This window comes from Rhodococcoides kyotonense (genome assembly GCF_001645385.1).
GTDB classification, from domain to species: domain Bacteria; phylum Actinomycetota; class Actinomycetes; order Mycobacteriales; family Mycobacteriaceae; genus Rhodococcoides; species Rhodococcoides kyotonensis_B.
In genome coordinates, this window is record NZ_LVHI01000023.1 from 536,412 (window position 1) to 551,235 (window position 14,824).

Below are 14,824 nucleotides of genomic sequence, written 5' to 3' on the forward strand. Positions count from 1 at the left end.
TCTGACTCGTGCAGAGATGGCGAGGTCTCGACGATGTACCTGCCGACTGGGGTCGTTGTGTTCTCACGATCGGCGTATTCGATGGCGTGCACCGCGGTCACGCCCAACTGATCACCCGGGCGGTGAAGTCGGCGAAGGAACGTGGAATACCCAGCGTTCTCATGACTTTCGACCCACACCCGATGGAAGTGGTTCGGCCCGGATCGCATCCGGCGCAACTGACCACACTCACCAGGCGAGCCGAGCTCGCGGAAGAACTCGGCATCGACGTCTTCTGTGTCATGCCGTTCACCCCCGAGCTCATGAAGCTGACGCCCGAGCGCTACGTCCACGAAATCCTCGTGGAGAGACTGCATGTCGCCGAGGTCGTCGTGGGCGAGAACTTCACGTACGGCAAGAAAGCGCTCGGCAACGTCGCCTTGCTCCGGAAGATCGGTGAACGGGCCGGCTTCGCGGTCGACGGCGTCAACCTGTTGGCCGAACATGCGGTGACGTTCTCGTCCACCTACATCCGATCGTGCGTCGACGCAGGCGATGTCGCTGCGGCCGCCGCGGCGCTCGGTCGGCCGCACCGGGTGGAAGGCGTCGTCGTCCACGGCGACGGGCGCGGCAGGCAGCTGGGATACCCGACGGCCAACGTCGCCCCGCCCATGTATTCGGCCATCCCGGCCGACGGCGTCTACGCGGCCTGGTTCACGGTGCTCGGCCCCGGCCCGATCATGGGAACCGTCACACCGGGGGAGCGTCATCGCGCCGCGGTGTCCGTCGGTACCAATCCCACGTTCTCGGGTCGCACGAGGACCGTCGAGGCGTTCGTTCTCGACAGCGACGGAGACCTGTACGGGCAGCACGTCGCCGTCGACTTCGTCGAACGACTGCGCGGGATGGAGAAATTCGACTCGATCGACGACCTGATCGAGGAGATGGGTCGTGACTCGGACCGCGCACGCGCGGCGCTGACCGAACAGACGTCCTGGTAGGATACTTCCTCGGCGCATGCTGCGGTCCGCGGTGGCTGCGTCCGGTTCGATCCAGGTGATCGAACTTCCTTGCACGCGGACGTCAGTGAGATGGAGTAGTACCAGTGGCATTGACCACCGAAGAGAAGAAGGCAGTACTCAGCGAGTACGGCCTGCACCCGACCGACACCGGTTCGCCCGAGGCTCAGGTCGCGATGCTCACCAAGCGCATCACCGACCTCACCGAGCACCTGAAGAAGCACAAGCACGACCACCACTCCCGCCGCGGCTTGCTGCTGCTGGTCGGTCGTCGTCGCCGTCTTCTGAAGTACGTCGCGAAGGTGGACGTCACCCGTTACCGTTCGCTCATCGAGCGTCTGGGACTGCGTCGCTAGTTTCGGCGCCGACGCGCCCGTACGATGGGCGGTCATCGAAATATCGCAGTAGCCAACGAGGCAGTGCATAGACTGTTCCTCGTTGGCTATCTGTGTTGGCAGGGCCGGCAAGACCCGCGGGCACATGGGTGCTCGCACATCGCCGTGCACGCTCCTCGACGACGTGGTGTCGGTCTTCGGTAGTGGCCTGTCGGAGGGTTCGCCCATCCGACGGGCTTCGATCGACGGCCGCCTCCGCTCGCAGACGATTCGGCCACGCGAAGAGGACATGGGTTCCTTCACGGACCGGACGAGGCTGGGCACGGCAAAGACGAGAGGACGAGAAGAAAAGACATGACAGAAACCACCACCGTAGACGTCGAAGAGGGCGTCTACGAAGCAACCGCCGTCATCGACAACGGCACCTACGGCAAGCGCAGCATCCGTTTCGAGACCGGCCGCCTCGCGCAGCAGGCTTCCGGAGCAGTCGCCGCCTACCTCGACGAAGACACCATGCTTCTGTCCGCCACGTCGGCGGGCAAGAGCCCTCGCGAAGGATTCGACTTCTTCCCGCTGACGGTCGACGTCGAAGAGCGCATGTACGCGGCAGGACGTATTCCCGGATCGTTCTTCCGCCGCGAAGGTCGTCCGTCGACCGACGCGATCCTGACCTGCCGCCTCATCGACCGGCCGCTGCGTCCGACGTTCGTCGACGGACTGCGCAACGAGATCCAGGTCGTCATCACGGTCCTGAGCCTCAACCCCGCCGACTTGTACGACGTCGTCGCGATCAACGCGGCCTCGGCGTCGACGCAGATCGCCGGCCTGCCGTTCTCCGGCCCCATCGGTGGCGTGCGGGTTGCGCTCATCGACGGCCAGTGGGTTGCGTTCCCGACCGTCGAGCAGCTCGAGAAGGCCGTGTTCAACATGGTCGTCGCGGGCCGCATCGTGTCCGGTTCGGGTGCCGACGCCGACGTCGCCATCATGATGGTCGAGGCCGAGGCCACCGAGAACGTCATCGACCTGATCGAGGCCGGTGCGGTCGCGCCGAACGAGACCATCGTCGCCGAGGGACTCGAGGCGTCGAAGCCGTTCATCGCTGCGCTGTGCACCGCGCAGCAGGAACTCGCTGCCAAGGCGTCGAAGCCCACCGGTGACTTCCCGCTGTTCCCGGCGTACCAGTCGGACGTGTTCGACGCGGTCGCCGCAGCGGCGCAGATCCCGCTGTCGCAGGCTCTGACCATCGCGGGCAAGGCCGAGCGCGAGAGCAAGCTCGACGAGGTCAAGGCTCAGGTTCTCGAGCAGGTCTCCGACCAGTTCGAAGGTCGCGAAAAGGAGATCGGCGCGGCGTTCCGTGCACTCACCAAGAAGTCGGTCCGCCAGCGCATCCTGACCGACCACTTCCGCATCGACGGCCGCGGTGTCACCGACATCCGTTCCCTGTCGGCCGAGGTCGCGATCATTCCGCGCACCCACGGAAGCGCACTGTTCGAGCGCGGCGAGACGCAGATCCTCGGCGTCACCACGCTCGACATGGTCAAGATGGCACAGCAGGTCGACTCGCTCGGACCGGAGACGTCCAAGCGGTACATGCACCACTACAACTTCCCGCCGTACTCCACCGGTGAGACGGGACGCGTCGGATCGCCGAAGCGTCGTGAGATCGGTCACGGTGCGCTCGCCGAGCGTGCGCTCCTGCCGGTGCTCCCGAGCCAGGCCGACTTCCCGTACGCGATCCGCCAGGTGTCCGAGGCGCTGAGCTCCAACGGCTCCACGTCGATGGGTTCGGTGTGTGCATCGACGCTGTCGCTGCTCAACGCCGGTGTGCCGCTGCGTGCTCCGGTCGCCGGTATCGCCATGGGTCTGGTGTCCGACGAGGTCGACGGCGAAACCCGTTACGTCGCACTGACCGACATCCTCGGCGCCGAGGATGCCTTCGGCGACATGGACTTCAAGGTCGCGGGCACCAAGGACTTCGTCACGGCTCTCCAGCTCGACACGAAGCTCGACGGAATTCCGTCGCAGGTTCTCGCCGGCGCACTGTCGCAGGCCAAGGACGCGCGCACGACCATTCTCGAGGTCATGGCCGAGGCCATCGACACGCCCGACGAGATGAGCCCGTACGCACCTCGCGTCACCGCGATCAAGGTCCCGGTCGACAAGATCGGTGAGGTCATCGGACCCAAGGGCAAGATGATCAACTCCATCACCGAGGAGACCGGCGCCAACATCTCGATCGAAGATGACGGCACCGTCTACGTCGGTGCAGCGGACGGCCCGTCCGCACAGGCCGCGATCGACAAGATCAACGCCATCGCCAACCCGCAGCTGCCGAAGGTCGGCGAGCGTTTCCTCGGAACCGTCGTCAAGACAACGGCTTTCGGTGCATTCGTCTCGCTCCTGCCCGGACGCGACGGCTTGGTGCACATTTCCAAGCTCGGCGGCGGCAAGCGCATCAACAAGGTCGAGGACGTCGTCAGCGTCGGCTCGAAGCTGCGCGTGGAGATCGCCGACATCGACAACCGCGGCAAGATCAGCCTCGTCCCCGTCGAGGACGAGAACGCTGCTCCTGCAGCGGACGCGCCCGCCGAAGCATCTGCCGAGGCCAGCGCTGAGTAAGAAGCACCAGAGCCGAACGGTACGTTCCCTCGGGACGTACCGTTCGGCCGTTTCGGATCACATCGAGCAGGGCGTGCAGCGCACCACCCTGCCCGGTGGCCTACGCGTCGTCACCGAATTCGTGCCCGGCGTGCGCTCCGCATCCGTCGGAGTGTGGGTCGGCGTCGGCTCGCGTGACGAACAACCGAGCGTCGCCGGGGCCGCGCACTTCCTGGAGCATCTGCTCTTCAAGTCGACCCCGACACGTACCGCCCTCGACATCGCACAGGTCATGGACGGCGTCGGCGGTGAACTGAATGCGTTCACCTCCAAGGAGAGCACGTGCTTCTACGCGCACGTGCTCGACGACGACCTTCCTCTCGCGATCGATCTGGTCAGCGACGTGGTCCTGCGAGGGCGTTGTCGCACAGCGGATGTCGACATCGAGCGCCAAGTCGTACTCGAGGAGATCTCGATGCGCGACGACGATCCCGAAGATCTGCTGGGTGATCTGTTCCTCGAGGCCATGTTCGGCGACCACCCGATCGGACGGCCGGTCATCGGCACCGTCGAGTCGATCGAGGACATGACGCGGGCGCAGATTCGTTCCTTCCACGTACGGCGCTACACGCCCGACCGGATGGTCGTGGCGGTCGCGGGCAACGTCGACCACAAGCACGTGGTGTCGTTGGTCAGGCGGGCATTCGCCGGCATGCTGGCCAGGGGAGTCAAGCCGGCGCCGCGCCGCGAGGGTTCGATTCGATTGCGCAGCAGGCCGGAACTGCGGTTCGAGAAGCGCGACAGCGAGCAGGCGCACCTGTCGCTCGGTGTCCGTGCCTTCGGCCGTCACGAAGGTCACCGCTGGGCGTTGTCGGTGTTGAACGCCGCTGTGGGAGGCGGGCTTTCGTCTCGGCTCTTCCAGGAGATCCGTGAAGAACGCGGACTGGCCTACTCGGTCTACTCGTCGGTGGACACCTTCTCCGACTCGGGCGCGTTCTCGGTGTACGCCGGGTGCCAGCCCGAGAATCTCGCGGAAGTCACCACGGTGATCCGCGAGGTGCTCGCCGACGTGGCGGCCGAGGGAATCACCGAGGACGAATGCGCCCGAGCGAAGGGCTCACTACGCGGCGGACTCGTTCTGGGACTGGAGGATTCGGGCTCCCGGATGAACCGCATCGGCCGCAGCGAACTCAACTACGGCAACCATCGCGACGTGTCGCACACGTTGGCTCGTATCGACGCGGTCACCGTGGACGAGGTTCGTGACGTCGCCCAGGTGCTGCTGACGCGGCCCTTCGGTGCCGCCGTCGTCGGGCCGTTCAAGAGTGCTCGTCAGCTACCTGCGTCGGTCAAATCGCTCGTGGGTTGAGCCGAGCCGACCATCGACGCGACCGTCGCCTCCACGAGGGCGGTCGCGTCGATCGAGGCCGCTTGAACCGTGGTCAGCTCTTCCGGCCGAACAGTAGCTTCCACGGCACCAGCGCCGATTCGAGCTGGACGTACAGGCTCATCTTCGACTCACCGTCGTTGCGCTCCTCGAACCGGATCGGCGTTTCGGCGATCTTCAGTCCGTGACGGACGGTGCGGTAGTTCATCTCCACCTGGAAGGCGTATCCGTTGCTCTCGACGGATGCGACGTCGATGGTGCGGAGCGTCTTCGCGTGCCAGGCCTTGAAGCCTGCGGTCGCGTCCTTGACCTTCAACCGCAGAATGGCGTTGACGTAGAAGTTCGCCCACGCGGACAGAGCCTTGCGATGCCACGGCCAATCGCTCGCCAGCGCGCCACCGGGGACGTAGCGGGACCCGAGGACGACGGCAGCGTCGGTTGTCGTCAGCGTGTCGACCATCGTCGGAATGACCTCGGTCGGGTGGGACAGGTCGGCATCCATCTGGACGACGATGTCCGCGCCGTCGTCGAGCGCCCGCGTCATGCCTGCGACGTAGGCACGGCCCAGGCCGTTCTTCTCGGTGCGATGCAGAACCGTCACCGGAATGGGCCCGGTCTCGGCGAGCTCGTCGGCGATCTTTCCGGTGCCGTCGGGCGAGTTGTCGTCCACGACCAGAACGTGCAGGTTCTCGAGATCGAGATCCGCGAGCAACCCGACGAGCTTGGGCAGGTTCTCGCGTTCGTTGTACGTGGGTACGACGACGGTCGTCTTCGGGGCGCCGTTCGGAAAAGTCACGCTCGTATGATCCGTGATCGGGTAGCGAGAACCAAATAACGCACGGCGCTACGTCGTCGCGACCGACGTTCTACCAGCTCGTGAGGGCCGACCGGGCGCACGCAGTGTTGCACGTGTCACATCGTCGGCCGGCCGCCGATGTGGGGTCACGGCGCGTGCTGCGACGTCGTGGTCTCGTACGGGGATGGTCCCTCCGGCGGTCCGAGGACCTGACGCACGACGAGCGTCGCCACGGCGGCGAGTATCGCGACCGCGACGACCACAGCGACCACGATGAGAAGCCCTCTCGGCCCTCCGAAGAGGTTGTTCGAACTCATGGCACCATCATGAGCCATCGCCGGGTCGTCCGAGGCATCGGGCCGACTGGCCGTCCACCCCGTCGACGACGACGGAATCGCCCCCGAGACGCTTGGCTTCGTACATCGCGGAATCGGCCTGATGGAGCAGCTCGGTCAGGTGTGTCGCGGTATCGCGCGCCTGAATCGGACGGTAGTGGACGCCGATGCTCGTCGTGGTCACGCCGGCAGGGTTGCAGTCCGGCACCGCGCGACGCAATCGGTCGGCGGCATCGAGCGCTTTCGCCAGAGGGTCGACGACGATCGCGACGAACTCCTCTCCGCCGGTCCGTGCGGTGACCGAGGGCGGCGGGAAGGCGGTGACGATGGTCTGTGCGGTCCGTCGCAGAACGTCGTCGTCGCCGTAGCGGTGGCCGTGGCGATCGTTGACGGCCTTGAAGTCGTCGAGGTCGACGACGATTGCTGCGACGCCGACGGTGGCGTCCGTGAAATGGGCGACCGCCGTCTCCAGCCCTCGACGGTTGCGAAGGCCCGTCAGCGGATCGAAGTGCGCGGCGGCGGCGTCCCGGCGCAGAAACACCAGCAGCGACTGCGTCAGGATGGGCGACGAGACCAGAACGAGAACCAACACGACCAAGTAACCCGTGTATTGGGCGAAGTACGCATCCGGTTCCGATACAGCACGGACGTACAGGACTGCACAGACGAGCATCGTCCACACTTGATGTCCGACGAACACCTTGGCGCTGTGAAACGCAGCAATGTAGTTACCGGCGACCCCGAGCAGAGCCGCGCACGGCAGGATGGCCGTCGGACCGTCGAGGAGGATCAGAACACTGGCCACACCGACATCCGCGTACACCACGAACGCGAGCGACCAGTTGTACGACGGGAACGCACCTCTGATCCACGCGTAGCCGACGAACAGTGTCGTGGCTGCGATGGCGATCAAGACCCATCGAGCGTGACCGATGTGCGCCGCGTAGGGGGTCAGCAGGGCGAGTGTGCACGCGAGACCGTACATCCAGCAGTACACGCCGATGAGGTAGCCCGTGACTCGAATGATCGGGTGGGACAGCGTGTAGTCGACGGTCCACGCGTAATCCGATGGTTCCGACCACCATTGACGCATCGAACCCATCGACAAAGAACCTCTGTACTCCCCGACCGCGTGTGTTGAGGGGTATTCAATCAGAACTGCGGACCGCGCGGTTCGAAACCGGGGTTCGACGGCCGTCGGACTTTAGCAACCCGGCGCGTCGACGGTTCTGAATCATGTGCGGCGAATTGGACGCGATCACGTGAGAACAGGCCGTGTGCGGTCAGGGTTTTTCCAAGAATGTAGAAGCGGTTCGCCCTGCTCGGATCGATTCAGAGGCCGGGCTGCCTGTGCGAGGGGCTTGTGATCCAGTTCTCAACGGACTATGAATATGTCAAGACATACGTACAAGGGAACCCCCCGCACGCGAACGATTGGATCGAACAGCACCTCCGGCACACACTCGGAAGCGGCCTCGGTCGGGCGAACGCATGCGAATCAGATTGGATCATCGATGACCCAGAGTGACGGATCGGCCGGTGCAGTTCTGCCACCGGATACAGCAGGCAAGCACAGTCATCGGCTAGGCATCATCGCCGTCATCGCGACCTTCGGCGGATTGCTCTTCGGTTACGACACCGGCGTGATCAACGGAGCCCTCGAGCCGCTGAAGGACGACCTCGACCTCACCTCGTTCACCGAGGGCTTCGTCGTCAGTATCTTGATCTTCGGTGCGGCGATCGGCGCACTCGTCGGCGGCCGCCTGTCCGACAAACACGGACGTCGTCACAACATTCTGCTGCTTGCGATCGTGTTCATGGTCGGAACGCTCGGCTGCGTACTGGCGCCGAACTGGGAGACCCTCGCCGTCTTCCGCTTCATCCTCGGCCTTGCAGTCGGTGGCGCATCGGCGACAGTGCCCGTCTATCTGTCCGAGATCTCGCCCGTCGAACGCCGCGGTAGCGTGGTCACGCGCAACGAGGTCATGATCGTCAGCGGCCAGTTCGCTGCCTTCGTCATCAACGCGATCATCTTCAACATCTGGGGCGAACACGAATCGGTCTGGCGCTTCATGCTGCTGGTCGCCGTCGCGCCTGCGATCGTGCTGTTCATCGGAATGCTCCGCATGCCGGAGAGCCCGCGTTGGCTGGTCCTGCAGGGTCGTGATGCCGAAGCCCTCGAGGTCCTGAAGCAGGTGCGGTCCGAGGAGCGGGCCGAGGCCGAGATGGCCGAAGTGCATCGCCTCGCCGAGGAGGAGAAGCTGTCCAAGACCGGCGGTGCCACCGATCTGTCGGTCCGCTGGATCCGTCGTCTGATCTTCATCGGCGTCGGACTCGGTGTCTTTCAACAGTTCACCGGCATCAACTCGGTGATGTACTACGGCACGCAGCTGCTCGGTGATGCAGGGTTCTCGTCCAGTGCAGCGATCATCGCCAATACCCTCAACGGTCTCTTCAGCGTTCTCGGAATCACTGTCGGTCTCTACCTCATGAACAAGGTCGACCGTCGCAAGATGCTCATCGGTGGTTTCGCACTGACGACGACGTTCCACCTCCTCGTCGGTCTGTCTGCGCTGTTCCTGCCGGACGGCACCGTCAAGGCGTACTTCATTCTCGTGTTCGTCGTTCTGTTCGTCTTCTGCATGCAGGGCACGATCGGGCCGCTGGTGTGGCTCATGCTGGCCGAGATCTTCCCGCTCAAGATTCGCAGCTTCGCCATCGGCGTCTGTGTCTTCGCTCTGTGGATCGCCAATGCTGCTGTCGCACTGCTGTTCCCGCCAGTGGTGGGTGCACTCGGTATTGCTCCCACGTTCTTCATCTTCGTCGTACTCGGCATTCTGGCGTTGATCTTCATCGTGACGCAGGTGCCCGAGACACGCGGCCATTCGCTGGAGGAGCTCGAAGAGCGGTTCCGCAGGGAATACTCGTAAAAGTTCGACGACCGAGAAAGGTAGTGACATGTCAGTTCTGGTTGCAGTGACCGACAGCCCCGAGGGCATTTACTCTTTGTCCGCCGCTGCCGACGAGGCGGCTCTGCTGAGCACCGATCTGATCGCGGTGAACCTGACGCTCGGAAAGCTCGACCTGACGGTGTTGCCCGCAGACTGCAAGGTCACCGTCGTCGAGCGTGTGGGACGTGAAGATCGCGATCCCGTCACAGCCGTCCTGGACGAACTCGACGAGTTTCCCGACGTCAGTCGCATCGTCATCGGGATCCGCAAGAGGAGTCGCGTCGGAAAAGCGTTGCTGGGCAGCGTGAGTCAGCGACTGCTGCTGACCTCGCCCGTACCGGTGCTCGCCGTCAAGGCGCCCTAGCTCATCGCACGAAGACCGCCGCGTTGTCGACGAGGGTCAACAACGGCTGCGGGAAGATGCCGATCGCGACGGTCGTCGCGACGCCGAGACCGATCGCGGTAGTCGTCGCGAAACCGGGGGTGACGACGGTGGGAATGCCACCGTCGTCACCCTCTTTCGGTTCCGCGAAGAACATCAGCACGATCACTCGAACGTAGAAGACCGCAGCCACGGCACTGCTCAGCACGCCGACGACGACCAGCAGTGCGGCGCCCGATCCCGCTGCCGCCTGAAAGACCGCGAATTTCGCGACGAAACCGCTCGTGAGTGGAATTCCGGCGAACGACAACAAAATCAGAGCGAACGCTGCGGCAAGCAGAGGGGACCGTCGACCGATGCCTGCCCATCGCGAGATGTCGCCGACTTCGCCCGATTCGTCGCGCACCGTCGTGACCACCGCGAACGCAGCGACCGTACCGAAGCCGTACACGAACAGGTAGAACAGCGTCGCCGACGAACCCTGTTCGTCCAGCGCCACGATTCCGGTCAGGATGAAACCGGTGTGTGTGATCGACGAGTAGGCAATCATCCGTTTGATGTCCTTCTGCGTCACCGCGAACAGCGCGCCCACGACCATCGTCGCGATCGCGACCGCCCACAGTGCCGGGCGCCAGTCGTCCTCCAGACTCGGCACCGCGACGTAGAAGACGCGCAGCAAGGCCCCGAACGCCGCGATCTTGGTTGCCGCAGCCATGAAAGCCGTGATCGGTGTCGGGGCGCCCTGATAGACGTCGGGAATCCACGAATGAAACGGCACGGCACCGACTTTGAACAACAGGCCGACGCCGACGAGTGCGGTGCCCAGAACTGCGAAGACGTTGCTTCCCGCGTTCAGTGCGAGCGCGTCACCGATGCCGCCGAGGTCGACCGTGCCCGCGTACCCGTACAGGAAGGCGGCACCGAACAGGAAGAACGCCGACGAGAACGCACCCAGTAGGAAGTACTTCATGGCCGCCTCCTGGGAGAGCAGGCGGCGCCGACGCGCCAGGCTGCACAACAGGTACAGCGGTAGCGAGAAAACCTCCAGTGCAACGAACATCGTCAACAGATCGTTCGACGCCGGGAACAGCAACATGCCGCCCAACGCGAACATGGTCAAGGGGAACACCTCGGTCTGCGCGGCGCCTGCCTGTGCGGCCTGTCGTTCGGCGAGACTGCCGGGGACCGCGGACGCCTGAGGAGCGAACGCGTCGGCCGGTTTTCGTTCGACCGAGCGTTCGGCGACGAGCAGTACCGACGGCACGGCCACGAGGAGCAACGTCCCCTGCAGGAACAGCGCGGGCTTGTCGACGGCAACGGAGCCCATCACCGCGATCGTTCCGGCCGCGCCGAAGTCGTGCGTGACGGCGATCGTCACGACAGCGACCAGAGCGGCGACCGTGCCGCCGAGAGCCAGCGATGCCTGGGTGCGGTAGCGGACCGCGCGAGGTAGGAACGCCTCGACGAGCACTCCGAGAACCGCCACCCCGAACACGATCAGCATCGGAGCCAGCAGGCTGTATTCGACGCTCGGGGCAGTCAGCAGCTCGTCGTTCATCACCGGCCTCCAGCCTGGCTCGTGTCGCCGTCGACCTCGACGACGGTGGCCTGAACCGCCGGAGAGACGATGTCCAACAACGGTTTCGGATACACGCCGAGCACGATCAAGAGCGCGATCAGCGGGGTCACGACGAGCAGTTCACGCGGAACGAGGTCTTTCATCCCGTCGTTCGCCGACGACCGCGGGCCGGTCATGATGCGCTGATACAGCCACAGAATGTAGATCGCCGACAGGACGAGCGCAGCCGTCGCGACGACGCCTGCCACGTGGTAGCGCGCGAACGTCCCGATGAGAACGAGGAATTCGCTGACGAACGGCGCCAGACCGGGAAGCGACAGTGTCGCCAGCCCCGCGATCAGGAACGTGCCCGCGAGGACCGGTGCAACCTTCTGGACTCCGCCGTAGTGCGCGATGACACGAGTGCCGCGCCGAGACACGAGAAAGCCCGCAACGAGAAAGAGTGCAGCCGTGGAGATTCCGTGGTTGACCATGTACAGGGTCGACCCGGCCTGACCTTGTGCGGTCATTGCGAAGATCCCGAGGATGATGAACCCGAAATGGGAGATCGACGTGTACGCGATGAGTCGCATGACGTCGGTCTGCGCGATGGCGAGCACGGCGCCGTACACGATTCCGATGACGGCGAGCGTCACGATCAGGGGTGCGAAGTACCGCGACGCGTCCGGGAACAGTTGTAAGCAGTATCGGAGCATGCCGAACGTGCCCACCTTGTCGACCACGGCCATCATCAGGACGGCACTCGCCGGAGTCGACTCGACGGCCGCGTCGGGCAACCACGTGTGGAACGGCCACAGCGGAGCTTTGACGGCGAACGCGAACATGAACCCGAGGAAGAGTGCGTTGAGCACGGTCGAGCTGACACCCAGTTCGCCTGCCGACGCGGCGGCTGCGATCTCGCGGAAGCCGAACGTGCCCGCCTCGAACGCGTCGGACCGTGCTGTGACGACGTACAGCCCGACGACCGCGGCCAGCATGACGAGTCCGCCTGCGAGGTTGTAGAGCAAGAACTTCACCGCCGCCGCTGCGCGTCCCGGCCCACCGAAGCCGCCGATGAGGAAGTACATCGGAATCAGCATCGCTTCGAAAAAGACGTAGAAGAGCAGTACGTCGAGCGCGCAGAACGACATCAACACCATGGACTCGACGAGCAACATCGACGCGACGTACGTGTGCGCCGACCGACCGCCCCGGGGATCGTGCCAGCCGGCAAGCAGCAGCAGCGGCAACAGGACCGTCGTGAGCAGCACGAGAACGAGCGCGATCCCGTCGACACCCAGTTCGTATCGCGCACCGAAAGACTCGATCCACCATTGTGATTCGACGAACTGGAAGTCGTCACCGCCGGGTTGGAACTGCACCACCAGCGCGACGGCGACGGCAAGCGTCAGCACGGACGCCACGAGCGCGACGATCTTGGCCGCGTCGGGGCGAGTGCGCGGCACGACGACCACCGCGATCGCGCCGAGAAGCGGCAGAGCCCACAGCGTCGTCAGCCACGGAAACGAGGTCACCACACCATCACCGCCACCATCATCGCGAGAACGACCGCCGTGCCCGCCAACATCGTCAGCGCATACGACCGGACGTAGCCGGACTGAACCTGCCTGATCCGCGTCGACAGACTCGACACGCCCCCGGACACCCCGCGTGTGACTCCCGCTATCGCAGCCTCGTCGAATCGTGCTGCGGCGCGGGTCAATTCCTGGCCGGGACGCATCAGGAGCGCTTCGTTGACGGCGTCACCGTAGAGGTCGCGTCGCGCCGCCGTCGTCAACGCCGAGACGGGCTCGGGAGCGACCGACGGAACCGCCGACCGCGCATAACGCATGTACGCCACGGCGATTCCCACCGCCACGACGCCCAGCGCGAGGACCGTCACGACCCACGCGGGCAGCATGTGTGCTTCCTCGGCCTCGCCGACGACGGGAACGAGCCAGTTCGACAGCGAACCTCCGACGGTCAGTAGCGCTCCCGCAGCGACGGATCCGACAGCGAGGACGATCATCGGTGCCGTCATCACCGACGGCGACTCGTGTGGGTGTGAGCCTTCCCCAACTTGGTCGTTCCTGCCGGCTCCACTCCCGTCCTCAACTGGGTCGTTCCTGCCGGCTCCACTCCCGCCGTCCCACCGAGCGTCGCCGAAGAACGTCATGAGCATCACCCGCGTCATGTAGAACGCGGTGAGGCCCGCGCCGACCAAGGTGGCGACACCGAGGACGACGCCCTGCACGCCGCCGGCGCCGAAGGCGGTCTCGATGATCTTGTCCTTGGCGAAGAAGCCGGAGAACGGCGGGACGCCGATGATGGCGAGATATCCGAGGCCGAACGTGACGAACGTGATGGGCATCGCCGTGCGCAGAGCACCGTATTTGCGCATGTCCACCTCGTCGTTCATGCCGTGCATGACCGAACCCGCGCCGAGGAAAAGACCTGCCTTGAAGAAGCCGTGCGTCAGCAACAGCATGATCGCGAACGTGTAGCCGGCGGGACCGAGCCCCGCCGCGAGCACCATGTACCCGATCTGGCTCATCGTCGACGCCGCGAGAGCCTTCTTGATGTCGTCCTTCGCGCAACCGATGACGGCGCCGAACAGCAGCGTCACGGCTCCGACCGCCACGACGGCGGCCTGAGCGGCCGGCGCGGACTCGAAGACGGGTCCGGCTCGGACGATCAGGTAGACCCCGGCCGTCACCATCGTGGCGGCATGGATCAAGGCCGACACCGGCGTCGGTCCTTCCATGGCGTCGCCGAGCCACGACTGCAACGGCACCTGCGCGGACTTGCCGCATGCGGCCAGAAGCAGGACGAGTCCGAGCGCGGTCAGCGTCCCGGAACTCGTGTCGTCGACACCAGCGAAGACGTCGTCGAACGAGACGCTGCCGTACGTCGCGAACATGATCATCAGCGCGACCATCAGTCCGATGTCGCCGACCCGGTTGACGACGAACGCCTTCTTGGCCGCCGTCGCCGCCGACGGCTTGTACTGCCAGAAGCCGATCAACAGGTACGACGCAAGTCCGACGCCTTCCCAGCCCACGTACAGGCCGAGGAAGTTGTCAGCGGTGACGAGCAGCAGCATCGCCGCCAGAAACAGGTTGAGATAGGCGAAGAACCGTCGGCGATCGGGATCGTCGGCCATGTAGCCGATCGCGTAGACGTGGATGAGCGAACCCACTCCGGTGATGAGCAGCACGAAGCACATCGACAGCTGATCGAGTCGGAATCCGAAGTCCACCTGCAGGTCCGCGACAGGAATCCAGCTGAACAACGTCTCGGACACTGCCCGCTCGTCGGCGGGCTTGCCGAGCATGTCGGCGAACAGTACGAGCGCATACACGAATGCCGCCGACGACATCACCGTGCCGACCAGATGACCGAAACGATCCGTCCGCCGGCCGAGCAGCAACAGAACGACCGCTCCCAGCAACGGCAACGCGGGGAGAATCCAGATGGCGGTCAT

Annotated in this window: 12 protein-coding genes; 6 read left to right on the forward strand and 6 right to left on the reverse strand. The window is 64.7% G+C overall.

From position 1 onward, the window contains the following. Positions 1-8 precede the first annotated feature (8 nt). The 4 genes from A3K89_RS18420 (at position 9) to A3K89_RS18435 (ending at position 5,300) form a co-directional block, all read left to right on the forward strand. The gene (locus A3K89_RS18420) at positions 9-980 is read left to right on the forward strand and encodes a bifunctional riboflavin kinase/FAD synthetase (RefSeq protein ID WP_068428773.1); all 972 of its coding nucleotides are present in this window, start codon (positions 9-11) and stop codon (positions 978-980) included. Positions 981-1,084: 104 nt separating this feature from the next. Continuing rightward, positions 1,085-1,354 carry a 30S ribosomal protein S15 gene (gene rpsO / locus A3K89_RS18425; protein WP_068428774.1) on the forward strand — a complete coding sequence of 90 codons (270 nt, stop codon included), beginning with the start codon at positions 1,085-1,087 and terminating at the stop codon, positions 1,352-1,354. A 333-nt stretch (positions 1,355-1,687) separates the two neighbouring features. Continuing rightward, positions 1,688-3,952: a polyribonucleotide nucleotidyltransferase gene (locus A3K89_RS18430; RefSeq protein WP_068428775.1), complete on the forward strand. Its 2,265-nt coding sequence runs from the start codon at positions 1,688-1,690 to the stop codon at positions 3,950-3,952. Positions 3,953-4,013: 61 nt separating this feature from the next. Continuing rightward, the gene (locus tag A3K89_RS18435) at positions 4,014-5,300 is read left to right on the forward strand and encodes a M16 family metallopeptidase (RefSeq protein WP_068429185.1); all 1,287 of its coding nucleotides are present in this window, start codon (positions 4,014-4,016) and stop codon (positions 5,298-5,300) included. A gap of 73 nt (positions 5,301-5,373) precedes the next feature. Here A3K89_RS18435 and A3K89_RS18440 read toward each other — a convergent pair whose 3' ends face one another. From A3K89_RS18440 to A3K89_RS18445, 3 genes are all read right to left on the reverse strand, one after another. Next, a complete protein-coding gene (locus tag A3K89_RS18440) occupies positions 5,374-6,114 on the reverse strand; it encodes a polyprenol monophosphomannose synthase (protein WP_068428776.1) in 741 nt (246 codons plus the stop codon). A gap of 146 nt (positions 6,115-6,260) precedes the next feature. Continuing rightward, entirely contained in the window at positions 6,261-6,431 is a 171-nt protein-coding gene (locus A3K89_RS26040) for a hypothetical protein (protein WP_167674322.1), read from the reverse strand. 7 nt (positions 6,432-6,438) lie between these two features. After that, positions 6,439-7,551 carry a GGDEF domain-containing protein gene (locus A3K89_RS18445; protein WP_068428779.1) on the reverse strand — a complete coding sequence of 371 codons (1,113 nt, stop codon included), beginning with the start codon at positions 7,549-7,551 and terminating at the stop codon, positions 6,439-6,441. Between the two features lie 412 nt (positions 7,552-7,963). Between A3K89_RS18445 and A3K89_RS18450 the strand changes: the two genes are divergently transcribed. Continuing rightward, positions 7,964-9,379 (forward strand): sugar porter family MFS transporter, encoded by a 1,416-nt coding sequence (locus tag A3K89_RS18450; RefSeq protein ID WP_068428780.1) that lies wholly within the window; start codon positions 7,964-7,966, stop codon positions 9,377-9,379. A 28-nt stretch (positions 9,380-9,407) separates the two neighbouring features. Beyond that, positions 9,408-9,764 carry a universal stress protein gene (locus tag A3K89_RS18455; protein WP_068428781.1) on the forward strand — a complete coding sequence of 119 codons (357 nt, stop codon included), beginning with the start codon at positions 9,408-9,410 and terminating at the stop codon, positions 9,762-9,764. A 1-nt stretch (position 9,765) separates the two neighbouring features. Here A3K89_RS18455 and nuoN read toward each other — a convergent pair whose 3' ends face one another. From nuoN to nuoL, 3 genes are read right to left on the reverse strand one after another with little or no spacing between them, the layout of a single operon-like run. Beyond that, the gene (gene nuoN / locus A3K89_RS18460) at positions 9,766-11,340 is read right to left on the reverse strand and encodes an NADH-quinone oxidoreductase subunit NuoN (RefSeq protein ID WP_068428784.1); all 1,575 of its coding nucleotides are present in this window, start codon (positions 11,338-11,340) and stop codon (positions 9,766-9,768) included. After that, complete coding sequence (locus tag A3K89_RS18465) at positions 11,340-12,875, reverse strand: NADH-quinone oxidoreductase subunit M (RefSeq protein WP_367946713.1); 1,536 nt, start codon at positions 12,873-12,875, stop codon at positions 11,340-11,342. Before A3K89_RS18465 ends, nuoN begins: the two co-directional genes overlap by 1 nt. Further along, positions 12,872-14,824, reverse strand: a complete 1,953-nt coding sequence (gene nuoL, locus A3K89_RS18470) for an NADH-quinone oxidoreductase subunit L (protein ID WP_068428791.1) — start codon at positions 14,822-14,824, stop codon at positions 12,872-12,874. The genes A3K89_RS18465 and nuoL overlap by 4 nt, the downstream gene beginning before the upstream one ends.

Bases quoted from the DNA above. Each gene is read 5' to 3' on its own strand.
- nuoL (WP_068428791.1), bottom strand. From the start codon at position 14,824: ATGACCGCCATCTGGATTCTCCCCGCGTTGCCGTTGCTGGGAGCGGTC.
- A3K89_RS18450 (WP_068428780.1), top strand. From the start codon at position 7,964: ATGACCCAGAGTGACGGATCGGCCGGTGCAGTTCTGCCACCGGATACA.
- A3K89_RS18455 (WP_068428781.1), top strand. From the start codon at position 9,408: ATGTCAGTTCTGGTTGCAGTGACCGACAGCCCCGAGGGCATTTACTCT.
- A3K89_RS26040 (WP_167674322.1), bottom strand. From the start codon at position 6,431: ATGAGTTCGAACAACCTCTTCGGAGGGCCGAGAGGGCTTCTCATCGTG.
- nuoN (WP_068428784.1), bottom strand. From the start codon at position 11,340: ATGAACGACGAGCTGCTGACTGCCCCGAGCGTCGAATACAGCCTGCTG.
- A3K89_RS18430 (WP_068428775.1), top strand. From the start codon at position 1,688: ATGACAGAAACCACCACCGTAGACGTCGAAGAGGGCGTCTACGAAGCA.
- A3K89_RS18445 (WP_068428779.1), bottom strand. From the start codon at position 7,551: ATGGGTTCGATGCGTCAATGGTGGTCGGAACCATCGGATTACGCGTGG.